This is a genomic window from Ruoffia sp. FAM 20857, assembly GCF_045528645.1.
Lineage (GTDB): Bacteria > Bacillota > Bacilli > Lactobacillales > Aerococcaceae > Ruoffia > Ruoffia halotolerans.
Genome location: NZ_JBGQRB010000015.1, coordinates 21,163 through 46,504, shown reverse-complemented (window position 1 = coordinate 46,504; position 25,342 = coordinate 21,163). Strand labels below are relative to the sequence as shown.

Genomic DNA, 25,342 nt, shown 5'->3' with positions numbered 1-25,342 from the left:
TTCTAAATTTAAGGTAATATTTAATTGAGCCATAATAATCTTCCTTTCAATGTTTGTCTGTCAACTACATTGTACCAAAGAGATTATTATGGTTTTTTACTTTTACACAATTATATGGGCTTTATCGAATGGGATGGTGGTTTGGCTTGAGTTGAAGCAACTTGAGACAAATGGGATGGTGGTTTGGCTTGAGTTGAAGCAACTTGAGACAAATGGGATGGTGGTTTGGCTTGAGTTGAAGTAACTTGAGACGAATGGGATGGTGGTTTGGCTTGAGTTGAAGCAACTTGAGACAAATGGGATGGTGGTTTGGCTTGAGTTGAAGCAACTTGAGACAAATGGGATGGTGGTTTGGCTTGAGTTGGGGTAACTTGTGACAAATGGGATGGTGGTTTGGCTTGAGTTGAGGTTACTTGAGACGAATTGAATTGGAGTCTGTCTTTAGCCAACAAAAAAGAACCTAATCACATTTCTGATTAGGTTCTTCTATTGCATTTTGCTTACTTACGATTTCTCGGATGATCCGGATGATGTGGGTCGCCACCATAGGTTTGTTCACGAGACTCTTCAAGCTTTTCTTCCTCTTGCTTATCTGAGCTATCTTTATCACGGTTACGTGGATGGTCTGGGTGATGCGGGTCGTTATAAACTTTGCGTTTCACTTCTTTTTCAGAATCTTTTTCAAAAGCCATTTATATTTCACCTCCAGGCGAGTAATTAATTTGTTACCCAATTTTCAACAGTATACTTACCATCAACTTCTTCTACCTCTTCAGTCATAAACAAACTTTCGCCGTCGAAGACATATAAGACAGAGTCATTAATTAACATCGCGTATTGAGCTTCCGAGTCATCGTTAAGTTGAACACTTTCAGGGTCAATCAATTCAACTTCGGTATCCTGTGGAAAACTTGTGTTAGTTCTTAGATGCATGGCTAGGACAAGTTGCATAAATTCATTCTCAGATTGGTAAGCCATCTTGAAATCATTATGCTCTATTAAATCATTATCAAAACTCTCTTGAAGTAATTCATATGTGTGGCTTTCTACTAAGAATTCATCTTCATGCCCTTCTTCAACCGATGAAAACTGCGTCATAATCTGCTCTTCACTATCTAGTCCGATTAAATGATTCACATCTACAGCAACCACATCATCAGCTAAGTATAGGCCAACATTTTGGTATACACGTGCGTTCTGGGGATTCTCTCTCAAATCAAAAGCTAAATTCATGTAGGGATATAAACGGTCTGCTTCTCCGTTCTCATCTAAAAGAACGACCGGTGAGATAGTTTTACCAATTAAGCCTGAACCCAGACCTCCTTCGCCCTCGCGTAAAGCACCAGTAAGAATGATTAAATCTTGATACATTGCTTCAGTGCTTTCAACTTCGCCCTCTTCGTTTGCAAAAAATCTAATACCTCGCTGTTCTGGGGTATTCACAAAATAATAGGATAAGTTAAATAAACCATCTTCACTAATTGATAAAATCAATTCTAAATCAGTATCCAAATCTTCAACTCTAGCTTGGGCAGTATAAAGACCAACGTAATCATCAGTAGCTTCTGGTGCTTTATAGACGCTATCGTCTGGATTTAGTATATTAGTTGGTATGAAATTGGCACAATTCGTTCCATGTTCATGATGATGGTCTGCTGCTAAAGTTCCAGTCGCATCATGGTCATGATCTTCTTCTGCCAAAATCATCACTGGATTCAGTGATAGCAATAAAGTAGTAGTTAAAAGTAGCGTCAAACATTTTTTCAATGGCTTCTTATCCTTTCAATTATTAATTAATTTGGCGTAATTCCAGCAAGATACTTATAAGTGATTCCATCTTGATCTTGCAACTTTCCATCAACTTCTTCAAGTACGAATAATTCTTCACCGAATAGTTGAATGTTCCACGCATCCTCTTCTTCAAACACAGTCGGACTTGCGATTGTATAATAAGCATACCCATCTTTTTCCGTATAGTAAATGCCCGGAATACGGTTATTGATTAAATTTAAAATGTCCAATTGTGACATTTCAGGTGTAATCATAGAGACAATTTCTCTATAATCTGCTTGTAAATCATATGGTAAATTATCTTCACTTAAGTAACGTTCACGGACACTTTCAGAATAATTTGATAATTCTGGATATGGAAAAGAATGAAAGTCAGCTAACCATTGACTCTTTTCTAGCCCAGTTGCTTGGTCGGTTAAATCGTGTTGGTCTTTAATATAAATTAAAAGTTGATTTTCTTCGAATAATAAGCCCTCTATCGCATGATCTTCTGGTGCTATATAATATCCTACAAAAGGTACATCAGACAAAGTTAGTTCCTCAACTTGAGCCAGTACACTACTCTTAGGGCCAATTAAAGTGAAAAACAGTCCAATAAATAATAATAAATTTCTTTTCATAAATGTCTCCTAAAATTCAAAAGCGCAACGTTAAATAAATAACGCTGCGTTAAGAATTTGTTTAATCGAATTCCTCAGAGATTATTCAGCTGATTCTTCTTCAGTTGTTTCTTCTTCAGTTGTTTCTTCTTCAGTTGTTTCTTCTGCTGTCTCTTCTTCAGTTGATTCTTCTGAAGTTTCTTCTGCAGACTGTTCAGTTGTTTCTTCTGTTGACTCTTCTTCAGTTGATTCATCAGCAGATGCTTTACCAGTTACTTCGATTGGTGCAACTGCTGTGTCGCCACCTTCGTACATACCCATTGCTGCTAATAATTTGTAAGCAATGTCGTTATTTTCAAAGTTTCCTTCGAACATTGCAGCTCCTGATCCGATTGCATAAACTGGAACACGCTCTGGAGAGTGGGCAACCGTTGTAAATCCAAAACCAGCTTTACGAGCTACTAAACGAGTTGATGCAATAGAGATTGGTAAGTAAGAGTGGTAGCCTTTGATAACGTCAGCTTGACCAGCGTTACGGTCTTCATACTCTAATTTAGATTGCTCAAATGCATAGCGTAATTCTTCTAAATCTAATGCAGATACTGCCATTAAATCAGTTTCTTCTGCTTCTGCTTCACTTGCTTCTGCTTGTGTTAATACTTCTTCAGTTGCTTCTAAATCAATGATGAAACCAAAGTTTTCTTCTAGTACTGGAACAAAATCTTCGAAAGTCATTTCTGGATTTTCTTCTAATGCTTCAGTAAAGATAACATCGAACTCTTCTTGAGATACAGCTTGGTTATCGATTAAGTGGAAGTAACTGTTGTATCCTGTCTCTGAGTTACCTATTGTAAATCCACCAGTTGGGTGGTCAGCTGTAACAACGATTAACGTTTCTTCTGGATGCTCATAGTAGAAGTTAATTGCTTCTTGGATAGCATTTTGGAAGTCAATAACTTCGTGAACTGTAGCAGCTGCATCATTCGCATGCTCTGCCCAGTCAATCTTACCAGATTCAGTCATCATGAAGAATCCTTCTTCGTTTGAACCTAATACTTCAACCCCTTTAGAAACCATGTCTGCTAATGTTTGCTCACCTTGGTCACGGTCCATTGCGTATTTCATTGAAGAACCATCTGCTTCAGATAATACAGCTGCTGGAGCATATACTTTACCTGAATCTGCAGTAATTGCATCAAATTCTTCTTGTGTATCTGCAACAGTATAGCCATTTTCTTTTATGACCTCGTATAAGTCAGGTTGACCTTCTTCACCCGTACGACCTCCTAGAGATCCTCCAGCGAAATAATCGAAGTCAGATAAAGCCATTTGTTCACCGATTTCATAATAGTTATTACGGTGCTCAACGTTTGAGTAGAATGCTGCTGGTGTTGCGTGGTTTAATGTAACTGTTGAAAGAATACCAATTGATTTACCTTCAGCTTTTGCTTTTTCAGCTACTGATTCTGTTTGTTCAGTGAAGCCAGGAGTTAAACCAATCACGTTTGAATCAATCTTTACACCGTTACCGAATGAAGTTGCTGTTGCTGCTGAGTCTGGCACATAGTGGTCTGCATCCGTTGGGTTTTGTAAACCAATTACTGGAAATTGTGAGAAGTTTAAAGGTTGTGCTTGCGCTACACCATTTCCTTCATTACCATTATCTGGGCCTAAGTAATATTCTGCCGCAGATACAGGGATGTTCCCCATTCCGTCACCGATGAATAAGAATACGTATTTGGCTTGGTTTTCGTTTACTAGTGATAAATCTTCAGTTAAAGCGCGACCTTCTTCTAAAGTAACAACTGGTAGATCAGCAAATTGACCCTCTTCTTGTCTTGCAGAAACAAATGTAGGTGATACGACTGATAATAATACAGAAGCACATAATGATACTAAAAGAGATTTCTTCATTTTTTCAAAATTCCCCTATTCCATAAATTATTTGTATTGTATTACAAGAATTATTATAGCAATGTAATGTAAATTTGATGTAAATTTGGCAGTTTTAATGTAAAGTTTAAGTAAATTTTATGTAAAGTTTTAACCCTCGAAATATTAAGTATTCATGCATTGTTTTTAAATTTCAATAATCCTTGGCCTCGCTAACTTTAATACCATATACTAACTATAATTAGAATAATCGGAGGCTGATTATATGCAAAAATTAGTTTACAGCTCACTTAATGGGCAACACATCGTTGATACACGTTCGCAACATTCATTTCAAGCTGGCCACATTGTTGGGGCACTGAATCTTAATTTAGTTAACTTTAAAAAGTACGCAATCAACTATTATCCGACTAATGAGTCTATGGTCTTTGTCACTGATGATAACAGTTCACAACACTTAGACAACCTTCAATTATTAGCAAAAGAATTAGGCTTTACAGAGTTGTCTGGTTATATTTTGTTTGAGGAAATCCCTAATTCGGAACTTAGACAAAGTGATACAATCTCTGCTAATGCTTTCTTAAACCTTGAAGGCGATTATACTCTTCTTGATGTTAGATATCCGTCCGAAATTACACGTATCGCACCTAAAAATAATCTAAAATCCATTCCATTTTAAGATTTACCTACGTCTCATCAATCCCTTAATCACAGTAAACGCATCTATACTTTATGCGGTTCTGGAAACCGAGGAACAGCAGCTGCTTCATACCTTGAGACACTAGGATTTCAACCTATCATTATCGATGGTGGTATGAAAGCTATCCAAGATGAGAGACAAATATAATGATTCTGGTGAGTTATAAAACAATTATTTAAAGATTCAAGTATAATGAGAGTACCAATATTTTAGGAGTGTGAGAACATGACGGTAGAACGGACCTACATCATGCTGAAGCCTGACGCTATCCAACGCCAATTAATGGGTGAAATTATTAGTCGAATTGAAAGAAAAGGCTACCAGATCGTTCAAGCAAAGCTGATGAATCTTGATTCAAAGACAATTGCGAATCATTATGCTCATTTATTAGAACAGAATTTCTATCCTAAACTGGAAGCTTATATGTTATCTGGATCAGTATTTGCAATGATTGTTGAAGGTGAAGAAGCTATTCAAGGTATGCGGTCATTGATGGGGCCAACTAATGTCTTTGAAGCTATGCCGGGAACAATACGCGGAGACTTTGCGACTGATTTAACTTATAATACGATTCATGGATCAGACTCACCTGAAGCTGCTGAAATTGAAATCAAGCGATTCTTTGGCTAGTTTCTGTGAGTTCAACCTGACTATTTACTAATCAAATAATAGGAGCATTTTATGAATAAATTTTTAAAAGTTAGCTTATTACTTGTGTCTTCATTCTCATTATTTAGCTTTCAATCTAGCTCGGCACAAGGCCTGATGGGACGACAAGAGTTGGTTGATTATTTAAGCTCTTCCCTATCATCTGGCAATGGTTGGGTAGATGGCGGACAATATATGGATGATTTTGATGAGGCATTATTCAACTCTGCTATCAGTGGAACGACTTTAAGTGATGCTCAAATTCGAGATATCATTTATAGTTTGGAAGATGATTATCCAGGGTGGATTGACCATGCAACAGAGATGTCATTAACAGAATATGCCCGTGAATACTTAGCCCACTTTGCTAGTCCTGCTGGAGATAGTACTTCGAATGCCAGCACTGAATCCTTACCTTATCAGGATTTTATTGGGAATTATCAATCTACTGGTGCAGTTCAAAGCATTAGTTTACAAAACGTAACTATGCCTTACGATAATTATCTGGAAAAGTCAGAGGAAAGTTTAGTGTTCTTTCTTTCAAATAAAGTTACAGTTTCTGATTCCTTTAAACCTGATACTTCCCATCAACTAACTTTTAATCGTGATGGAAGTGTTGATCACCAAGGTACTGAAGGTCTTGGATACGCATCGTACCAATATCAAAGCTACATTGGTGAGCAGTCAAATATGTTAAAATTAGGCACCAGTCTATATTTTTATTATAACGACGTCCAAGATTCCCATGATTTAGTGAGCTTTCATGAAACACAAAGTAATTCAATGGATGATATCACTTTTAATGTAAACTTGACGCGTTTTAAAAAGTTGTCAGCTGAATCAACAAGTCAACCATCAAGTTATCAAAATGTCATTGAGATTCATCAAGCGTTTGAAGCATTCAATTGGATTACCTCTCCCGAGGCTTTAGAAGCTTATGGTGATTTTAGATATGTTGTTGAGAATGCTGTCTTTGGTAATGGTAGTGATGGAACAAAGACCTCTGATCTACAAGCAATGATTGATCGCTCTGATTATACGGTTTCTGAGCAGCTTAAACTGGATCATCGTAATAATTATATTATTTCGTATCCTTATTACAGATCGAATGGAACAGAACCATTCATGCAAGTTTCTTACCCTATCTATGATATTTATGCGATGGGAGCAACTTTGATTTTCTATGAAGTTTCGCCTGAGATGTTTAAACCAATTGACTATGATTTTTATCAATATCATTCAGTGAACCAATTTGTTGAATTGAACCCGAATATTATCGCGGTATCTCAATTTTGGGGCACACCAAGTGACCGATATCAACTTGCCATTCCGACAATTCATCCATCAACAGGAGCTCAAGAAGTGAGCTTCGTCTTTTACGATAACGGTAGGCTCTTCTATCACCAATCTGTGCCCTTTAGTGAGTATAAAGACCAACCCGCTAAAGCCAATTATTTGAATTTTGTTGAGTATGACGACTCTAGAAGATAAAAAATGCGCTTAGAAATGGAGTACCCCTCACTTTTCTAAGCGCGTTTTTCTTTTTTTGTAACCGGTTTGACCTCAACCAATGGTTCTTGAAATTGTGGATGGACTAACATTTTCGATATGACATTCGAGCCATATGTATGGAATAGTTTATTAAAGTAGTCATAATAAGTTCCTGGAGCTAAAATTCCTGCGACATTTATCAGATTAATTCCATTGTTTCCAAGTAATTCATCTGCCAGCAACACGCAATTGGTTCCTAAAACAAAATAAGTTTTATAACGTCCGCGCTTAAATTTAAAGGCTTGCCCTTTCGTCGCTTCCAGTACTTTGCCGATATAACTTTTCTTTTGTTTTTCAGTCGTTGCTTCCCAAGGCGTCACATCTTTTAGAATATGATCGAGTTCGTATTTTAACTCTTCTAGCTCTTTTTCTGTCAGACCGATTCCAAAGCGAAACACACTCGTTCCTCTCGTTTTTAGAAAATCTAAGTAAGGTTTTTCATCCGCAACGACGAGAACACCATCCCCTATTGCCCCTGCAGCGAAATGAGCTTCAATATCATGATTTCCGTATGAGTACACTTTTCCTTTATAACTGACGTCCACGTGTCCTATCTTATCAAAGCCGGTCTTTCCTACATGGATTAAAATATGAACAATTGAATCTTCATCGTAATCTTTAGCAGGCAGTTTATTAGAAAATCTTTCCGAAACCGTATCTTCATTACCTACCAGCATTTCATTAAATTTAATCAACACGTTATTCGGAATAATCGCATCAATAAAGACTGGTAAAGGTATCCGTATGCGATTTCTTAATTTCCTGGCTTTTTCATTACGTGTAATTAATTGCCTTCCGTCATTAACATAAGTAAAACCGATAAACACTAAGTAGACACCAAGTCGAAATAACGTGTTCGTAATACGCTCCGAACCAAACATACTCGTGACGCCAAATAGAACATGGATCAATGAAATAAATAATTGACTCTTTATATTTCTCACTTTATCTCGCGCTAATAAAATATAGGAAGTGAAACCAATAATACCGACCGTAAACTGATACAAACCAATAAAGAAGATTAGCCAACCGGTTGTAAAATCAACTCGATTAGCCAAAATTAAACCGAAGATTACATACAACAATGCCTTTCCTAATGCCATTAGCCTAGGTAGAAACTTATCTTCTCCTCGTTTGAGTATTAAGGTACAGAATAATTTCCAAAGACCTATGACAATTAAAATGAATTGAATAATTTCAGCCAATAGGAGAACAAATGAAGCTCTAAAAAAAGACAAGCGCAAGTCCAAAAATAACTAAAAAGCAACCAAATAAAATCGAACTAATATTTTCTCTGCGACTCACCATATCTCATCCCCTATCACTTTTTCTTTATTACATCTTAGCTATGTTTAATATGAAAGTAACATTGTTTTTAAATAAATTGCACTTCAATAAACAGATTACTTCAGAATATATTTTATAAAATATAGGTCCAAATTACCATTCATATGCATGTGCTTTCCGAATAGGAAATTACGACTCAAAAAAACTGTACAACTTTTGTACAGTTTTTATCTTTATTTAATCAGCATAAGTTTCTATTTGGAACTCAATAATTGTGTCAGTCTTCGTCACAGCATCAATCATATCTTCCTTCAACTAATCTGTCAGATGATAATAAGAAATACTAATACTGAACGCATAATGAGTGCGGTCAATTAGATTCACTATTGCTGCACCTACACAAAAGACATCTTCGTCTGATTTGCGGTCATCAATAGCATAACCATTTTTCTCAGAATCTTCCACTTGCCCCTTCAAATCTGCTTGATTAGGTAATGTATAAGGTGTTCGTGGCGTTAATTCATCAAAAGCAAAAGATTCATTTTGGACCGCCTTATCGAACGTAGCCAAAGTCGCTTCCCCCCTTTCATCACACCGCATATCACCAAGTAATATACGTGTGTTTAATATTTTGGAAGACGTTAATAACGTTATATCCGCATGATTTGAGATATCATTCATTGTTAAGGGTTCTCCAGATTGTGACAGTACCCCAACTAGATCAGCTTTTATTAAAACCGTACCATATAGTTTTTTACCAACTTTAGACAACCCAATCCCTCTTTCTCTTTTAGAAACTTAATCTCTTTATCATAGCAGTCTGTGTCTTTTGTTGTCAGTCATTGCTATAAAAATAATTGCATTTTTGTACTTTAATCACTAGTCCATAGCAAATGCAATCGTTTACTTATTTTAAACGCTTAACTGAGTATATTATTAGTAACCCTTTCTTTATTTCGATATGATAGAGTTAGATGGAGGTTTTATATATGAAATTAACTGTTTATTTAGCGGGTCAAATTCATGATAATTGGCGCGAAGAATTAAAAGAGAAAGTAGCTGCAAAAGGCTTAGATATCGACTTCGTAGCTCCCCAAACAGACCATGATACTTCAGATGCTATTGGTGAAAAAATCTTAGGTGAACAACCTAATAATTACTACCATGATGATGCTGCTTCTGATATTAATAATTTCCGCACTCAAATACTGATGAATAAAGCGGATCTTGTTATTGCACTGTTCGGCGACCAATATCGTCAATGGAATACAGCAATGGACGCAACAACTGCCATCAACCACAACAAGCCACTGATTATCGTACGTCCAACTAAATTAATTCATGCTCTTAAAGAGTTATCAAATAAAGCGAATGTGACTGTCGAGACATTGGACCAAGCTGTGGAAGTATTGGATTACGTATTTAAATAATGAAATAAAAAACTCAACAATTTTGGAGATTGTTCCAAGTTGTTGAGCTTTTTCGTGTCCTAGTGATTTTTCAGGGACAGGAAACGCGTATATATTCTTAATATCCTTTAAACCAACCCAATAAAGTTAACTACCGGCGTTTCATATGGATGTTTCTCAAAGATAATCGCCTCGGCAAGTTTTCTATCTGCTGCTTTTATCCTGAACTCAACTTTCAACTCATCCACTTCTTCAATCTCGCCAACCTCACCTATAAATGGATTCGCCCCATCTAGTGGTCTAAAGTGGCCTTTTACAGGCATGGTTGAATAACAATAATCGTAATTACCGTCTTTCAAAAGTTCTGCCTCATTCAAGGCAGCGATTAAATCATCTGTATTTTCTGCTGGTATAAATATTTCAACTTTTACATAGGACATATAAAGTCCCTCCCTTCTTAAAACTCTCTACAATAGTGGTTTGCGTTGTATTTATCTTAGTTAATAAGTGAAATTAGGTAAATAACATTTACAGGAGTGAAACAAATGCATGCATTATATCAATTACTACAAGATTTAAAAGGTTACAAATGGGTGAACCTAACTCATGAAGTGAATGATCAAATTCCAATTTATCATACATTTAATCCACTTCAAGAGAAACAAATTTCAAAAATGGAACAAGACCGCGTGCACTCACTTGAGTATACTATCGGTTCTTCTCATGGAACTCATATTGACGCGCCAAGTCATTTTGCTGAAGGAAAAAGAACACTACAAGACATCCCACAAAATGAACGTGTCTTACCTCTTTATGTCATTCATCTAGAAGACAAAGTTAAAGACGATCCAGGGTACGCAGTGACTGTCGAAGACATTAAAGACTTTGAAGAAACATACGGTCAAATTCCTGAAGGCAGCTTTGTAGCTTTCTCAAGTAGTTGGTATAAACGCTTTGATGACCTTGATGCTTTCGTCAATAAAGACAAAGAAGGTGTAGAGCATACACCAGGATGGTCAATTCCGGCTTTAGAATTCTTAAGTCGCACACGTAAAGTCACTGCCATCGGTCATGAGACACTAAACACGGATAGTGGTGTCGACGCAGCTGAACAAGGCTTCTTAGACGCACAATACTATTGGTTGGCCGAAGATAAATTCCAAGTAGAATTACTAGCTAATCTTGACCAAGTCCCTGCCGTCGGTAGCATTATCTTTGTTGCTGTTCCACATATTAAAGACTCACCTGGTTTCCCAGCTGAAGTTTTTGCGGTAATTCCGAATAATTAAAAAATGAGGCTTATGCCTCTTTTTTTAATTTCATTTGCACAATAATCTTTCCTAAGACTTGCCCGCTTTCTAAAGCTTTCAAGCCATCAACGACTTCCTCAAATGGTATCACACGATCAATAACTGCTTGAATTTTTCGGTTGCAAAAGTTTAGATAATTTTAACCTATGTGTGAGCACCCGCACCGATAACTAGAGCTGACTTTCCTGGTTCGACGTGCTTCAACAACTCAATATTTTGATATGCAACAACGGCGGCACTTGGTAAGCAGCCTTTTCCAGTGTTAGATCCGCGCTTAATTTTCTTAAACTACTTGCTGGAACAACAATATATTCAGCAGAAGTCACGTAGCTCAATGGGTTTGATGTGTCTGCCCAAACTACGTCGCCAACGATAAGATCCGAAACCAACGAGCCAAGCATTTCAACTGTTCCCACTAAATCAGAACCTAAGATAAGATAGCCCGGTTTACTCAAGTCCGTAAATCGCACTATCAGCCTCTTTTTTTTACAGTGGATGTTCCTAACTTATTTGTTTCTAAATTTAGTTACTCTTCGACAACCTTTAATTTGAATTCATATGAATACTTTTGTGACACAAAAACGACCCCCGTAAAGTTAGATTTTTAACTCTAACTTTCGGGGGTCACCTCACAATTACCTTGCTCTTGATTTAAAATGCCTTCTAAATGCTTGTTACAGCAATCTTTATCGACAATAAACTAAGAAAATGGCTTTGCAATACCTGTAAGGATCTGCAAAGCCATTTTTTTGAAAACTTTTTATAATTTATTATTTACCAATTTCTTGAATGGCTTTCATTCCGCCTTCAATAACTTTAGGATTTAATCCTTTTGATTCAAGGAAAGAAGCCGCTGCAGTACTTCGGTTACCAGATCCACAAAGCGTAAAAATTTGTTTGCTCGTATCCAGTGATTGATAATCATTGACTAAATCCTCAAATGGAATATTGACCAAATTTTTTTCAGGTGCTGGCCGTGTAATTTCGTCTGGATGTCTGACGTCAAGTAATATAAAATCATCTGATTTATTCAGGAAATCTTCAGCAGGGATAGTTTCCGTTGTCTGTAAGCCATCTTTGGGTACTTCATCTATCAAAAGATAACCATTCTTTTGATTAAAACCTAATTCATCAGTCACCCCAGTGAGTTCTGCTAGTTGAGCTTCGTCCTCAGAACCAATGATAAAAATAATGGATTGATTTACATCGAGATAATAAATTGCATAAGTTTTAAAGTTACTTGGGTTAAGATTGAGAGAGTTTTTAATATGTCCCTCTTGGTACCCATGTTGAGTTCGAACATCAACCAGTTGTTGGTTATTAATGTCCTCGTAAAATATTTTCTTCATTTGTAATGCTCCTCATGATAGTTTTGTATTCATTTATTATTTACATAAAGTTGAATGAAAGGGGGATAAATAGGTGTCACTCTCAATAAGTATCCCTAATGACCCTTCAACAAAATGAAGTAAATAAAAATGATAAGATTACTTGACAAAGCATAGAGACCCATCTATATTTAATACATTGACAGGTATCTATGTGAATAAAGTATATGAAATTTAGAGAATTATTGCAAGTTTTCTTGCATCATATAGGTTGATTTGTATCGAATACATAGATAGGTACCTATATATTCGATACATATACAATCATCAATATAAGCCATTAGTTGATTGAAGAAACTAAATCAATCATTTCGTCCAAATCGTTTAACAAAGGAGTGGAAAACAGAATGGAAATTTTTAATCCAAAAGAGCATATTGATACAAAGTATTTATTCTATACAGGTAAAGGTGGCGTTGGGAAAACAACAGCCGCTAGCGCAACAGCTATTCAATTAGCGAATGAAGGTTTCAAAGTTGTATTAGTGAGTACAGACCCTGCCAGTAATTTACAAGATGTTTTTGAAAGAGAATTAGATGATAACGGAACAGAAATTGAAGAAAATCCTGGCCTAACCGTCGCTAACTTTGATCCAGTCAGTGCTGCAGAAGAATATAAAGAATCTATTGTGGGTCCTTATCGCGGAATTCTGCCAGACTCTGCGGTACAAAATATGGAAGAACAATTAAGTGGTTCATGTACGACAGAAATTGCTTCTTTTGATCAGTTCGCAAAATTCTTAACAAGCCCTGATATATCTGACCAATACGACTATATCATTTTTGATACAGCACCTACCGGCCATACATTGAGACTCTTACAACTGCCTTCTGCTTGGACAAACTTCTTTGATGAAAATACAACTGGCACAAGCTGTATGGGTCAATTATCTGGTTTAGATGAAGAGAGAGAAAGTTATAGTTTGGCAGTAGAAACACTTGCTAATTCTGAAATGGCAACTTTACTACTCGTAACTCGCCCGCAAGAAGGACCATTAGTCGAAGCCAATCGTGCGTCCAAAGAATTACGAACATTAGGGGTTGAAAACCAGAAACTTATTGTGAATGGCCTTTTAGAAAATCCGACAGATACGATTTCTCAAACATACTATGAAATTCAACAAGATGCATTAAACCAAATGCCTGAAAATCTTAAAAACTTACCTATTTTTGAAATTCCATTAAGACCTTACAATCTTGCAAGTATCGAAAGTATCGGTTTATTACTTAGTGAAGAACAACCTGAAATCAGTCATGAAGAAGTGCAGGATCAGGAATACCCACGCTTACAAACTGTTATCGATGATTTACACAACACAAACAAACGAGTCGTCTTTACAATGGGTAAAGGTGGCGTTGGGAAAACAACCATCGCAGCCAGCATTGCGAAAGGCCTTGTAGAAAAAGGTAAAAAAGTTCATTTAACAACGACCGATCCTGCAGCTCACTTAAATTATATTGTGCATGAATCAGATACTCTTGGGGTTAGCCATATTGATGAGAAAAAAGAGTTAGAGCTTTACCAAAATGAAGTTTTAGCTAAAGCGCGTGAATCAATGTCGGAAGAGGACTTAGCTTATGTAGAAGAAGATCTAAACTCACCTTGTACAGAAGAAATTGCAGTATTCAGAAAATTTGCTGAAATTGTTTCGATGACGGAAGCAGATGTGGTGGTTATTGATACTGCGCCTACGGGACACACACTTTTACTTTTAGAATCTTCTCAAAGTTACGCCCAAGAGGTGGAGCGAACTTCTGGAGAAGTACCAGAATCGATTACCCGACTCCTGCCTATTTTACAAGATCACAACCAAACAGAAGTGGTCATGGTGACATTACCTGAAAATACACCTGTCTATGAATCGATTCGTTTACAAGAAGATTTAGACCGTGCAGGTATTGCACATACTTGGTGGGTGGTTAATAACAGTTTATTATCAACAGGGACTACGAATAAAACATTGTTAGCTCGCGCAAAATCGGAAGAAGAATGGATCCAACGTGTCGATGGATTATCAAATGGGCATTTTGCGGTCATCGACTGGAGTCCTATTGAGTTAAAAGAGGATGTTCTTGCTACAATTGTTTAATCTCAAAGGAGAATATAAATGAATTATGAATTATTTGCTGAAAAAATGAAAGCTTTATCTGATCCAAATCGAGTAAAGATACTCGATTTACTATCCTGCGATACTTTATGTGCCTGTGATTTGCTTGAACACTTTGATTTTACTCAACCAACTCTCTCCCATCATATAAAAGTATTAAGAGATTCGGATTTAATTGTTACAGAAAAAATAGGAACTTGGCATCATTATTCGGTGAATCGAGAATTAGCTACCGAGATAACAGAAATCCTTCAAAGTGTTTTCTCAAGTTCTGAAAGATGTATTTGTCATACAACAATAAATGAAAAGGAAGATCAATATGAAAAAGTTAGCCATTTATGAACCTGCCCTATGCTGTAGTACCGGAGTTTGTGGTCCTTCTGTAGACGAGGATTTATTACGTATTACGGGTGTGATGAAACAAGTGAAAGAAGAAGACGATGTGATGATGATCCGTTACAATCTTGCTTCCAATCCTAATTCGTTTGTACGAAATCAAAACGTCATAGACACTATGCAAAATGAAGGACAAGACTCTCTTCCAATTACTGTATTAGATGGAGAGATTGTTAAAACCGGTGCTTATCCAACGAATGAAGACATTAGTGAATATTTAGGTATTCAACTGGTTAAAGAAGCGATTCAATAAGAAAAATGTTTGAGGTGCGAAATTTATTTTAGAAGAAGATGTAAAATATGAACAAATTAGAGATATTTGAACCCGTTATGTGCTGCAGTAGTGGAGGTTGTGGCTCATCAGTGGATGAAAATCAAATGCTAATTACATCTGTCATCAATGCATTAAATACTATTGATGGATATCAAGCTTATCAATACAATTTGACTGACAATCCTGTGCAATTTGTAAGTAATGAAACCGTTAGTACTATTTTACAGAAAGAGAATTCTGCTGCTTTGCCAATCACAGTATTGAATGGCAAAGTGAAGAAAGCTGGAGCTTATCCAACTCTTGATGAAATTGCTGAATATACTGGTGTACATTTTATGGTAACAGACCAATCTGGTGAGAGCGATTGTGGTTCCACTGGATGTTGTTAAGGGAAAAGAAGTAAGAGTTTATCTTCTTTTGTTTCTCATTAAAAGATTAAATACTATTATTATTGGAGGAAAATAATGAAAGAAACAGCTTTAAAAGAAAAAGTATCGAATAAAGAAAATGGGATTGGGCTTTGGGAACGTTATTTAAGTTTATGGGTTGCTTTATCAATGATTATTGGTGTAGCGCTAGGGCAATTTGTTCCTGCAATACCTAATTTTTTAAGTCAATTTGAGTATTATAACGTATCAATTCCAACAGCTATTTTAATTTGGTTAATGATTTTTCCAATGATGTTAAAAATTGACTTTAGCAGTATTGTAAATGTAACAAGAAAGCCAAAAGGATTAATCTTAACTACAGTAGTAAACTGGCTAATTAAACCATTTACCATGTATGCAATTTCTGCCTTTTTCTTTTTGGTGGTATTTAAACCGTTTTTAAGTCCCGAACTAGCCAATGAGTACATAGCTGGTGCGATTCTTTTAGGGGCAGCACCTTGTACAGCTATGGTATTTGTATGGAGTGAACTAACCAAAGGTGATCCAGCATACACCTTATTGCAAGTATCTATAAATGATATCATTGTTCTCTTTTTATATGCTCCAATTGTGGCACTTTTATTGGGCATTGGTAACGTTTCGGTCCCTATCAATACACTTTTACTCTCTATTTTTGTATTCATTGTAATCCCTTTGGCTCTAGGAATTATTGTTCGAAAATACGTGGTCAAGAAAAAAGGTGATGATTATTTTGAAAAAGATTTTGTGAATAAATTTGATGGGACCACACGGATTGGTTTACTACTAACTTTAGTTATTATCTTTTCATTCCAAGGTGAACGAATTCTAAGTAATCCATTCCATATTTTATTAATTGCTATTCCGTTAATTGTTCAAAATATAGCAATATTTTTCCTTGGTTATGGTGGTGCTAAAGCTTGTAAATTGCCTTTTTCAATAGCAGCACCCGCAGCCATGGTTGGAACAAGTAACTTTTTTGAACTTGCTGTAGCTGTCTCAATAGCATTATTTGGATTGAATTCTGGTGCAACTTTAGCAACCGTTGTAGGAGTATTAGTAGAGGTTCCTGTTATGCTATTATTAGTCAAATTTTCAAATAAAACGAAACATTGGTTCGATGGCTACGAATATTAATTAAAAAGAAAAGAAATTATGTGATATAACCTTTTATCAACTGTTTTATTAACTTAAAATTTGAATGCATAATGCCAGACTTTATCTAATCACAGGGATTGTATTCAACTTCATAGTGAATCGGGCGATGTATAGACGAGGGTATGTAGAAACGTTTAGAAGCGACCTTGTTGCGGAATAAGATTCCAAACCCATGGTTATCTATTACAACGTCTAACAAAAATATACGTTATAATGACGAAATCTTTTTTGAGTTCAAATATTATAAGTAGAGTTGGCAATCTGGAGCAATACTTAACGATCAATTCTGAAGGTTGCAGTGGTGATGAGTAAATTTCTAAAAGAGTAGTTCGATTTGAGATTAAACGTATTTTGATATTTATATGAATACTTTTGTGACACAAAAACGACCCCCGTAAAGTTAGATTTTTAACTCTAACTTTCGGGGGTCACCTCACTGCTCCTTAGATGCGTGCTTTTTATTAAATATTATTTACTAAATAATCAATCAGGACGTATTTTATATCATCATAACTAATCTTTTCAGGCAAAGCTTCTTTAATCGCTTTTAGTGAGTCGGTCCCAACTTTTCGAATCGCTTGCTTGATTTGGTTCTTAATATATGATGACACATCCGCGTCAAACACTTCTAAATCCCCTTGCTCCGCAGCTTGTGTCAGATGCGACAAGATAGTGGCTTCAGTCATATTACGTTCAATCGCAATCTCCAATGGCGTCAGGCCACGTTCTGCATACTGAGCACTAATATAATAACTTGATTGTCCACCACTACTTTGTAGATCAACACTTTCACGGTGTGGTTCTTCTTCGACTGTCGTATCCGGATTCGAAGAAGAATATTCTTGAATCGCAGGTAAGAAATAGCCCGCATACTTCTCTGCTTTAACCGATCCAACCCCTTCAACATCAAGGAATTCTTCATAAGTATTCGGCATACGACTCGCCATATCTTCCAAGGATTTATTAGAGAAGATAATATAAGCCGGCATCCCCTCTTCTTTGGCCAGTTGTGCCCGAACTTGACGCAATTGTTCATACAGATCCGCATTAACATCTTTAGATACTGTGCGTCTACGACTGGTTGATGCTTTAAGGTATTTACGTTCTTTAATTGTTAAAGTCGTCTTACCCATTAAAAGCATCTTAGATGCTTCCGTCGCATATAAACCGCGGTGTTCCGTCACGCCAATATATTGATAGGCTAATAATGCTGAAATGATGTCGCGAATTTGTTGAACAGAATAAGTCTTCATAATGCCGTAAGTCGACAGCTCGTCAAAGCGATTATCTAGAACTCGCTGATTCTGACTTCCACGCAGGACATCAATAATCATCGTCATCCCAAATTGGTGCTTCATTCGAAGCATACACGATAAGATCATCTGTGCTTCTTTTGTCACATCGATTTGACGCATCTCACCCATACAATTTGAACAATTTCCACAAGCTTCATTAGGAAATTCACCAAAATATCTTAGGATAAAATTCCGCAAACAACCCGTGAAGCTTGCGTACTGAATCATCATCTCTAAGCGGCGATGAGCTAATTCATCATTACTTTGCGCAATTAAAAACTTATTCGTCATAATATCTTGAGAGTGATATAAAAGAATCGCTTCCGCATCAAGGGAATCACGGCCCGCACGGCCCGCTTCTTGGTAATAACTTTCTAAATCTTTCGGCAAGTTAAAGTGAATCACTTTCCGAACGTCGGTCTTATCAATTCCCATTCCAAAAGCATTTGTTGCGACAATTATGTTACACTCATCCTTAATGAATTCAGACTGAGATTGTTGTCTTTGATCGTGTTCCATCCCAGCATGATACTTATTCACGGCATAACCTTGTTGCTTCAACTCTAAATGCAACTTGTCGACTTGTTTACGCGTGTTGGCATAAATAATAATTGCTTCATCATGATTAATTAAACTATGCAAAGTCACTAGACGATTGTTAGGTTCGATGACTGAGAATTTGATATTTGGTCGGTCAAAGGAATTAATGAAGACGCCTGGATCTTCTAATTCCAATTGAGCCACAATATCGTCTTGAACACGTTTCGTTGCTGTTGCGGTGAAGGCTGACATTCTCGGTCTTTGAGGCAATTGGTTAATAAATTGTGTAATGTTTCGGTAGCTTGGTCTGAAATCAAAGCCCCATTGAGACACACAATGCGCCTCATCCACAGCAAATAGTGAGATATTTTGTTTACTTAAAAACTCCTGGAAACTTGGATTCTCTAACCGTTCAGGTGCCACATATAACATCTTCAATGTTCTTTGGCGTAGTTGTTGTATTATATCTTGGAACTCTTTACTACTGATAGTCGAGTTCAAATAAGCTGCTTGTACTCCTAGTTGCGTCAACGTATCCACTTGATCTTTCATCAAGGAAATCAATGGCGATATTACTACGGTTAAGCCAGGCAACATTAAAGCCGGGAGCTGGTAACAGACTGACTTACCTCCCCCGGTTGGCAGAATCCCTAATGTATCTTGCCCAGATAATATTGTATTTATTATTTCTTTTTGTCCAGGGCGAAAGGAAGAATACCCAAAATGCTCCTGTAATGATGCTTCTAACTGCACAAAATACGCCCTTTCTTTTTAAATCATTTTTTATCCTTAAATAGTTTAACATACAACTGAATTATTTAGAACATGAGGGTGTTCTCGGAAATAGTGTACTTATTTCAGCGAGAATGATTCGGTCACCGTAGTGGATCTCCTTAAGTCAATCACCTCGGCTTAAACCTTTTGATTAAGCTTTCGTCGCGCTTTGCTAGTTAATCCATATGTCGCTACCACTCCTATGGCTTGAAGTACGCAAAGTCGTCCTAATACGACTGCACCTCACCATTCTCACTTTCATATGCTATTACTAAAACGATCTTATTTATTAAATTTAGTTTTTGAAGAACACTCACCCAGCATATTACCGTGAGTTCAGTGAATTCATTTACTATGAATAAGGACGGACTACCGTATTAAATTCTGCGTGAACGACAGTGATCTACAATATCAATAGGTAGACGAGACGGAAGAGCTTTTATAAAAATACGACCGTATTTTTGTAAAGAACTAGAGACGGTCCCATGGCTACATTGAATTCGCTGAGTGAACATAAATATGCGGTCGCGGAATCATCTCTCTTTCATCAGCATAAATAAACTACTTCTCACAAGCCGATTCTTTGTAAACAAAGGGGGTTGTTGTTAAGATGAGATAGAAAATACAGTTAGATTAAAAGCTTTTGAAAGGAGTTTTTTAATGAAAGTATTAGTAGTAGGAGCAAATGGTAAAGTTGCTAGACACTTTGCTGAAATAGTCAAAGACCATGAAAGCATTCAAGAAAAAGCTATGATACGTAAGGCTGAACAAGAAAGTTTCTTTAGCGAACGAGGGATCGAAACAGTATTACTCGACTTAGCTAAGAACTCAATCGATGAATTAGCCGAAGCAGCTAGAGGCATGGATGCAGTAATATTCAGTGCAGGTGCTGGAGGAAAAGGCTTAGACAAGACAGTGAAAATTGACTTAGACGGCGCAATTAAAGCAATGACAGCTGCTGAACATGCCGGCGTTAAACGATTCGTGATGGTAAGTACATTCCGTACTGGACGCGAAGAAATGGAAAAAGAAAATTCTCTGCAAGTATACACCATCGCTAAGAACTATGCAGATGAATGGTTGAAAAACCGTACAGAATTAGACTGGACTATCGTTCACCCAGGTATTCTTGTAGACGAAAGCGGTACTGGAAACATTAAAGTAGGAACAGACTTTGAAATCAATGAGATTCCACTTGAAGATGTTGCTCACACACTGGTTGCCGTATTAGAAAACGAGAACACAATTAAGAAAGAATTTGAAGTGTTAGCTGGCGACAAAGACGTGAATGACGCTGTTAAATCACTATAATATATAACAAGTAATAACTGAGTCAGATCACATTATAAAGTGACTGACTCGGTTATTTTTATGGATTTATTCATTGTCTTCATCACTATGTATTAGTGTACCCCCTGCATTTGTAAACTCTAAAATTTTTTATATATTGTGTTTCCCATGTATCATTTAATTGCCAAATAATACTAGTTTTTATTGTAAGAATAGACAGTAGTTGAAACTGGAGAATTGAGTGAAATTTTGACTTTGCGGGGCGTCGTGAGTCAGCACGATGAACCGCAAACGAAAATACGGAGTGTCGTGAGTCGGCACGACGTACCGCAAACGAAAATACGGAGTGTCGTGCCAATTCACGACGCACCTTAAGCATCAAAAAAACACTATCCATTCAAGAATAGTGTTAACCATCTTCTATAATACGACTTCAGACCGCTTTCTATAATTAAACACTTCATTCATAACCGTTGAGCCTAGAATAAACAGCGTCCCAACCATTTGTATTGTGCTTAAAGGTTGGTGTAGCAATACTGCCGATAGGATAATAGCTGTAACTGGATCAATGTAGCTCAAGAGTGAGGACGTCTGAGCTGGTAATTTATTCAAAGCTTCAAAGAAGAGTTGATAAACCCAGCCTGTGTGAACAACTCCGACAATCAGTAAAAGGCCAAGCACTGAAGGTGTGAAGCTCAACCCGCTTAAATCCTCGGTCAGGAATACATATGGAACCATCACCACTGCTGAGACCAATAATTGGAAGAAAGTTAACTCCAATCCTGGTAAGCCTTTAGTCTTTTTATTTAGAATCATGATCCACGCATACAGTACAGCTGCACCGATTCCATATCCGACCCCGATTAAGTTAACTTGCACCCCACCAAACACACCTGAAATTAAGACAGCTCCGAACAAGGCAGCAATGGTACTGAAGAGATTATAAATCGTCATTTTTTCATTTAAAACGAAAGGTGCTAGCAATACCACAAAGGCTGGTGCCATATAATAGCACAAAGTTGCAACGGCCACACTTGTATATTGATACGCTTCAAATAGGAAAATCCAATTAAAACCAATCGCAGTTCCAGAAATAATTAAGTATTTCGCATTTTTCTTAACGACAGCCCAATCGATGTTACTTTGCTTAAAAATTATGACACCGAGGAGGAAAAGAGTTCCGACAACGGCTCTAAACATCGCTATCACCGCAGATGGCAACGGAATAAAATGAACAAAAATCCCGATTGACCCTACGATTAACATTGCGACAATTAATTTAACTTTATCCAAAAGACACTCCTCCTCAATCATTAAAGTTTCAATAGTATTCTAACATAATTTTAATTTAATTGGGTGTTTTGTTTCTGGTATTTGCCCCACTCATTCATTCGAAGATTCATCGTCGCTAAAAATTCATCCACCATCCCTTGGCCATTGGTTAAGACAACTAAAGCATAGACCGGTTCGCCGTCCTCCATATAAATACCGGAGTCGTGAAGAGACCCGCCAATACTACCATATTTTGTGAACATGCCTTCTTGGATATGTTTTTTGAAATATTCTGCTTCGGTATTCCCACTAAGCGAAGTTAAAATATAACTGTATTTATCTTCGGTAGCAACCGGGAGTAAAATATTCAATATCATCTGGGCGTCTGCCATATTATTCGTTGTATACTCAGCTTGATCAAACGACAGCCCGCTTAAATTTAAAAGTGACTCTTGCACATTTTCATAAATTTGCTGGTAATAAGAGAAAAGCATATTAAAAGCGGTGTTATCAGACAGAGCTAATGAATTGTAAAACAACTCATATAAAGGATAAGACGCCTTTTTCTCACTATTCGTCACTGGACCGGCACCCTCCTCGAACAAAGCGTCACTATAAGGTAACTCTGTCTCAAAAGTCATCACACCATCGGCAATTAAATCAGCGTAAAGTCTTGCACACCCACTTTCGTCACACTTCCAACAAGCATTGGCGTTCGCTCGTTATAGAAAAAATCTGTGTCAGTCTGGTAATTATGATAGGCAACTAAAACAGCCTCTGGATTCAAACCGAATTCATGTATTGTTGCAGTCACTAATTCTTCCATAGAGGTGAATTGACTATAGTCTTGAGATAATTCTTCAGTCACAGACTCCTCTGTCTCACTCTCAACAGACTCACTTTGAGTCTTCAATAACTGGCACGGGCTCTTCTGATGTGCTACACGCCGCCAATAAAAACAAGGAAACTACTAACATTTTTCTTTAACAACTTGCCCACCTCTTCATTTTTTGTTAAATAAATACCCCACTTTATTCAGTGAGGTAAAACTTAATTGTTTATGCTTTTTTAACGAATTCAGACTTTAACTTCATCGCTCCGAAACCGTCGATCTTACAATCAATGTCATGTCCATCGGCTGGATCAATAATTAACTTTATATTTTTTACTTTCGTTCCTTGCTTAATCGCTGATTTGAAGCCTTTTACTTTCAAATCTTTGACAACGATAACTGTGTCACCGTCCGCAAGCTCATTCCCATTCGAATCTGTAATTGTTTCGCTAGCCTCGATGTTTGCTTGTTCACTTGCAGTCCATTCGTAAGCACATTCCGGACAGACGAATAATGCACCATCTTCATACGTGTATTCCGACTGACATTGTGGGCAATTAGGTACGTTTTCCATTCTGCACCTCCTTATCTTTTATTGAAAATAATCATTCCTCAGCTGTATCTCTTAAATTGATTAAAGCTAAGTACTCTTCAAGAGTCAAACCATGTTCATACATAAATGTCGCGTGGTCTTCTCCTACATAACGAATATGCCAAGGTTCGTATTCGTAACCAGTGATATGTGTTTTGCCTTCTAAGTAGCGTAAGATAAAGCCATAATCATGACCGTTCTCAGCTAACCAAATCGCAGAACCGTATTGGCCGTAAGCTTGGTGTAAATCACGTCCGTATTCTTGCCAATCCGTTCCAAGTAAATCAAAAGCCAATCCAGTCGAATGTTCAGTCGCATCTGCTGGGGCAACAAACATGTCCGTCATATAAAAGGCATCCGCATCACTATAACCATCCGCAATATACATATTATAACGACTATCAAAGTTCATCGCTTGATAGGCAATTGTCCGGTGAGCAGAGACAGTTTCAAAGTAGTATCCAGCTTGTTCTGCTGCAGTAATTAAAGCATTAAACTCTTCGAAAATATTCGCATTGTAGGCGTGCCCCGTCCCTGTCCAAGCAAATTCCATGTCTAAATCTGCTTCCAAACGGTTTTCTCGGTTGATCAGCATGAGTGCTGGATCGTCTAAAGACGCATCCTCTGGCAAGGCTTCAACTAATTCTTCTACTGTTAAATCAGATTTAAATGGTTCAATGAGTTCGGTATCAATCAACTCAATCGCTCCAATGGTTTTAACGGGTAAAGTTAACCAGACAACCATTGTCATTAAAAAATATCGCCATTTTGTTTTAAATTTCATTAATTTAAGCTCCTTAATTAAGATTACTCATCTATTATCTCAAATTTTCTCATTAAGACAACCTTTTTTCAATAGGCTTTTAAAATAAAACACACCAGCCAATATAAAACAAACTGATGTGTCATTATAATACATTTTAAATATCAATTTCCAACAAGGTTGGCGTGTGGTCTTGACGAGTTCCTGAATCAATCATTTCAGATTTTTGAACTTTATCCGCAATTCGGTTACTTACTAACCAGTAGTCAATTCTCCACCCCGAATTGTTGATTTTACTAGTCTTCGCGCGTTGATTCCACCAAGAATAAACGCCTTCCACATCTCCGTGAATATAACGGAATGTATCTGTAAATCCGCGAGCTAATAGATTTGTGAACCCTTCACGCTCTTCGTCAGTAAAGCCAGCTGAACGACGGTTACTCTTAGGATTTTTCAAGTCAATTTCTTTGTGAGCGACGTTATAGTCACCTGTTGCTATGACAGGTTTCTCTTTATCAAGACTCGCTAAGTAATCCGCATACTTAATATCCCATTGTTGACGCTCTTCTAAACGAACTAAGCCCGAACCAGCATTCGGTGTATAAACTTGTGTAATAAAGAAATCATCAAATTCAAGTGTAATAATACGCCCCTCCGCATCCATGGTACTTGGTGCCCCAATTTCTGGATAAGTAACATTAGGTGAAAGGTAGTTTTTGAATAAGAACATTGTCCCAGCATAACTTTTTCGGGCCGGTTCTTTTGAACTATTCCAAGCGATGGTGTAATCTGGCACGTCTTCTTGCAAGATTTCTAAATGCTTTTTAGTTGGCCCTTTACTTGATAATTTAGTTTCTTGAATCGCTATTACATCTGGATCTTCATCTTTAATTGTCTTTAGTACAGCTCTTGATAATTCTGCTCTCGCTGAGTCACTTGTTAAAGCTGCGTTAAGTGAATCGATATTCCATGAAATTAATTTCACTGTCATTCTCCTCGTATACTTTATTTATTCTTATTCATTTTATATTTAACTGATTGGATGGTCAAACATTGTGACAATTTCTT

29 protein-coding genes and 1 pseudogene are annotated in these 25,342 nt (G+C 37.0%); 13 read left to right on the top strand and 17 right to left on the bottom strand.

The window, feature by feature from the left end; genetic code table 11:
* Positions 1-88 precede the first annotated feature (88 nt).
* Positions 89-244, top strand: a complete 156-nt coding sequence (locus ACEN4N_RS05140; protein ID WP_407093814.1) for a hypothetical protein — start codon at positions 89-91, stop codon at positions 242-244.
* A gap of 256 nt (positions 245-500) precedes the next feature.
* Here the strand turns inward: ACEN4N_RS05140 and ACEN4N_RS05135 are convergent, their stop codons facing one another.
* From ACEN4N_RS05135 to ACEN4N_RS05120, 4 genes are all read right to left on the bottom strand, one after another.
* Positions 501-692, bottom strand: a complete 192-nt coding sequence (locus tag ACEN4N_RS05135) for a hypothetical protein (RefSeq protein ID WP_407089550.1) — start codon at positions 690-692, stop codon at positions 501-503.
* A 25-nt stretch (positions 693-717) separates the two neighbouring features.
* Positions 718-1,755, bottom strand: a complete 1,038-nt coding sequence (locus ACEN4N_RS05130; protein WP_407093813.1) for a hypothetical protein — start codon at positions 1,753-1,755, stop codon at positions 718-720.
* A 38-nt stretch (positions 1,756-1,793) separates the two neighbouring features.
* A complete protein-coding gene (locus ACEN4N_RS05125; RefSeq protein WP_138404200.1) occupies positions 1,794-2,411 on the bottom strand; it encodes a hypothetical protein in 618 nt (205 codons plus the stop codon).
* An 81-nt stretch (positions 2,412-2,492) separates the two neighbouring features.
* The gene (locus tag ACEN4N_RS05120; RefSeq protein WP_407093812.1) at positions 2,493-4,304 is read right to left on the bottom strand and encodes an alkaline phosphatase; all 1,812 of its coding nucleotides are present in this window, start codon (positions 4,302-4,304) and stop codon (positions 2,493-2,495) included.
* A gap of 244 nt (positions 4,305-4,548) precedes the next feature.
* On the opposite strand from ACEN4N_RS05120, the gene ACEN4N_RS05115 reads away from it, so the two are divergent.
* The 4 genes and pseudogenes from ACEN4N_RS05115 to ACEN4N_RS05100 all read left to right on the top strand — a co-directional run bounded on the left by ACEN4N_RS05115 (position 4,549) and on the right by ACEN4N_RS05100 (position 7,122).
* Positions 4,549-4,962, top strand: coding sequence for a rhodanese-like domain-containing protein (locus ACEN4N_RS05115; RefSeq protein WP_407089547.1), 414 nt, complete (start codon positions 4,549-4,551; stop codon positions 4,960-4,962).
* A gap of 15 nt (positions 4,963-4,977) precedes the next feature.
* Positions 4,978-5,130 (top strand): annotated as a pseudogene (locus ACEN4N_RS05110) (rhodanese-like domain-containing protein); the annotation flags it as partial.
* 78 nt (positions 5,131-5,208) lie between these two features.
* On the top strand, positions 5,209-5,613 hold the full coding sequence (gene ndk, locus ACEN4N_RS05105; protein ID WP_407093811.1) for a nucleoside-diphosphate kinase: 405 nt from the start codon (positions 5,209-5,211) through the stop codon (positions 5,611-5,613).
* Between the two features lie 51 nt (positions 5,614-5,664).
* A complete protein-coding gene (locus ACEN4N_RS05100) occupies positions 5,665-7,122 on the top strand; it encodes a hypothetical protein (protein ID WP_407093810.1) in 1,458 nt (485 codons plus the stop codon).
* A gap of 35 nt (positions 7,123-7,157) precedes the next feature.
* Here ACEN4N_RS05100 and ACEN4N_RS05095 read toward each other — a convergent pair whose 3' ends face one another.
* Together ACEN4N_RS05095 and ACEN4N_RS05090 are read right to left on the bottom strand one after the other, a co-directional pair.
* Positions 7,158-8,285: a hypothetical protein gene (locus tag ACEN4N_RS05095; protein WP_407093809.1), complete on the bottom strand. Its 1,128-nt coding sequence runs from the start codon at positions 8,283-8,285 to the stop codon at positions 7,158-7,160.
* Positions 8,286-8,784: 499 nt separating this feature from the next.
* On the bottom strand, positions 8,785-9,240 hold the full coding sequence (locus ACEN4N_RS05090) for an IclR family transcriptional regulator C-terminal domain-containing protein (RefSeq protein WP_407089543.1): 456 nt from the start codon (positions 9,238-9,240) through the stop codon (positions 8,785-8,787).
* 218 nt (positions 9,241-9,458) lie between these two features.
* On the opposite strand from ACEN4N_RS05090, the gene ACEN4N_RS05085 reads away from it, so the two are divergent.
* The gene (locus tag ACEN4N_RS05085; RefSeq protein ID WP_407089542.1) at positions 9,459-9,899 is read left to right on the top strand and encodes a YtoQ family protein; all 441 of its coding nucleotides are present in this window, start codon (positions 9,459-9,461) and stop codon (positions 9,897-9,899) included.
* Positions 9,900-10,006: 107 nt separating this feature from the next.
* Here the strand turns inward: ACEN4N_RS05085 and ACEN4N_RS05080 are convergent, their stop codons facing one another.
* On the bottom strand, positions 10,007-10,318 hold the full coding sequence (locus tag ACEN4N_RS05080; RefSeq protein ID WP_407089541.1) for a hypothetical protein: 312 nt from the start codon (positions 10,316-10,318) through the stop codon (positions 10,007-10,009).
* 105 nt (positions 10,319-10,423) lie between these two features.
* Between ACEN4N_RS05080 and ACEN4N_RS05075 the strand changes: the two genes are divergently transcribed.
* Entirely contained in the window at positions 10,424-11,167 is a 744-nt protein-coding gene (locus tag ACEN4N_RS05075) for a cyclase family protein (protein WP_407089540.1), read from the top strand.
* A 10-nt stretch (positions 11,168-11,177) separates the two neighbouring features.
* Here the strand turns inward: ACEN4N_RS05075 and ACEN4N_RS05070 are convergent, their stop codons facing one another.
* The 3 genes from ACEN4N_RS05070 to ACEN4N_RS05060 all read right to left on the bottom strand — a co-directional run bounded on the left by ACEN4N_RS05070 (position 11,178) and on the right by ACEN4N_RS05060 (position 12,537).
* On the bottom strand, positions 11,178-11,300 hold the full coding sequence (locus tag ACEN4N_RS05070; RefSeq protein ID WP_407089555.1) for a hypothetical protein: 123 nt from the start codon (positions 11,298-11,300) through the stop codon (positions 11,178-11,180).
* Positions 11,301-11,388: 88 nt separating this feature from the next.
* Positions 11,389-11,643, bottom strand: a complete 255-nt coding sequence (locus ACEN4N_RS05065) for a hypothetical protein (RefSeq protein ID WP_407089539.1) — start codon at positions 11,641-11,643, stop codon at positions 11,389-11,391.
* 315 nt (positions 11,644-11,958) lie between these two features.
* Positions 11,959-12,537: a rhodanese-like domain-containing protein gene (locus ACEN4N_RS05060; protein ID WP_407089538.1), complete on the bottom strand. Its 579-nt coding sequence runs from the start codon at positions 12,535-12,537 to the stop codon at positions 11,959-11,961.
* 386 nt (positions 12,538-12,923) lie between these two features.
* Here ACEN4N_RS05060 and arsA point away from each other — a divergent pair, with 386 nt between their 5' ends.
* From arsA to arsB, 5 genes are all read left to right on the top strand, one after another.
* Positions 12,924-14,663, top strand: coding sequence for an arsenical pump-driving ATPase (arsA, locus tag ACEN4N_RS05055; protein WP_407093808.1), 1,740 nt, complete (start codon positions 12,924-12,926; stop codon positions 14,661-14,663).
* 18 nt (positions 14,664-14,681) lie between these two features.
* Positions 14,682-15,023 carry an ArsR/SmtB family transcription factor gene (locus tag ACEN4N_RS05050; RefSeq protein ID WP_407089535.1) on the top strand — a complete coding sequence of 114 codons (342 nt, stop codon included), beginning with the start codon at positions 14,682-14,684 and terminating at the stop codon, positions 15,021-15,023.
* A complete protein-coding gene (gene arsD / locus ACEN4N_RS05045; protein WP_407089534.1) occupies positions 15,001-15,330 on the top strand; it encodes an arsenite efflux transporter metallochaperone ArsD in 330 nt (109 codons plus the stop codon). Before ACEN4N_RS05050 ends, arsD (ACEN4N_RS05045) begins: the two co-directional genes overlap by 23 nt.
* A gap of 47 nt (positions 15,331-15,377) precedes the next feature.
* Positions 15,378-15,740 carry an arsenite efflux transporter metallochaperone ArsD gene (arsD, locus tag ACEN4N_RS05040; protein ID WP_407093807.1) on the top strand — a complete coding sequence of 121 codons (363 nt, stop codon included), beginning with the start codon at positions 15,378-15,380 and terminating at the stop codon, positions 15,738-15,740.
* 75 nt (positions 15,741-15,815) lie between these two features.
* Complete coding sequence (arsB, locus tag ACEN4N_RS05035; RefSeq protein ID WP_407089532.1) at positions 15,816-16,895, top strand: ACR3 family arsenite efflux transporter; 1,080 nt, start codon at positions 15,816-15,818, stop codon at positions 16,893-16,895.
* Between the two features lie 482 nt (positions 16,896-17,377).
* Here arsB and recQ read toward each other — a convergent pair whose 3' ends face one another.
* Positions 17,378-19,504 carry a DNA helicase RecQ gene (gene recQ, locus ACEN4N_RS05030; RefSeq protein WP_407089531.1) on the bottom strand — a complete coding sequence of 709 codons (2,127 nt, stop codon included), beginning with the start codon at positions 19,502-19,504 and terminating at the stop codon, positions 17,378-17,380.
* A 681-nt stretch (positions 19,505-20,185) separates the two neighbouring features.
* Between recQ and ACEN4N_RS05025 the strand changes: the two genes are divergently transcribed.
* The gene (locus tag ACEN4N_RS05025) at positions 20,186-20,836 is read left to right on the top strand and encodes an SDR family oxidoreductase (protein WP_407089530.1); all 651 of its coding nucleotides are present in this window, start codon (positions 20,186-20,188) and stop codon (positions 20,834-20,836) included.
* Between the two features lie 399 nt (positions 20,837-21,235).
* On the opposite strand, the gene ACEN4N_RS05020 is transcribed toward ACEN4N_RS05025, so the two are convergent.
* From ACEN4N_RS05020 to ACEN4N_RS04995, 6 genes are all read right to left on the bottom strand, one after another.
* Entirely contained in the window at positions 21,236-22,108 is an 873-nt protein-coding gene (locus ACEN4N_RS05020) for a DMT family transporter (RefSeq protein WP_407089529.1), read from the bottom strand.
* A gap of 50 nt (positions 22,109-22,158) precedes the next feature.
* Positions 22,159-22,728 (bottom strand): serine hydrolase, encoded by a 570-nt coding sequence (locus ACEN4N_RS05015; protein ID WP_407089528.1) that lies wholly within the window; start codon positions 22,726-22,728, stop codon positions 22,159-22,161.
* Between the two features lie 14 nt (positions 22,729-22,742).
* Entirely contained in the window at positions 22,743-23,000 is a 258-nt protein-coding gene (locus ACEN4N_RS05010; protein WP_407089527.1) for a hypothetical protein, read from the bottom strand.
* A gap of 145 nt (positions 23,001-23,145) precedes the next feature.
* Positions 23,146-23,493, bottom strand: a complete 348-nt coding sequence (locus ACEN4N_RS05005) for a zinc ribbon domain-containing protein YjdM (RefSeq protein WP_407093806.1) — start codon at positions 23,491-23,493, stop codon at positions 23,146-23,148.
* A 31-nt stretch (positions 23,494-23,524) separates the two neighbouring features.
* On the bottom strand, positions 23,525-24,295 hold the full coding sequence (locus ACEN4N_RS05000) for a M15 family metallopeptidase (RefSeq protein WP_407089525.1): 771 nt from the start codon (positions 24,293-24,295) through the stop codon (positions 23,525-23,527).
* 136 nt (positions 24,296-24,431) lie between these two features.
* A complete protein-coding gene (locus tag ACEN4N_RS04995; protein WP_138404176.1) occupies positions 24,432-25,259 on the bottom strand; it encodes an exodeoxyribonuclease III in 828 nt (275 codons plus the stop codon).
* Positions 25,260-25,342: the final 83 nt, after the last annotated feature.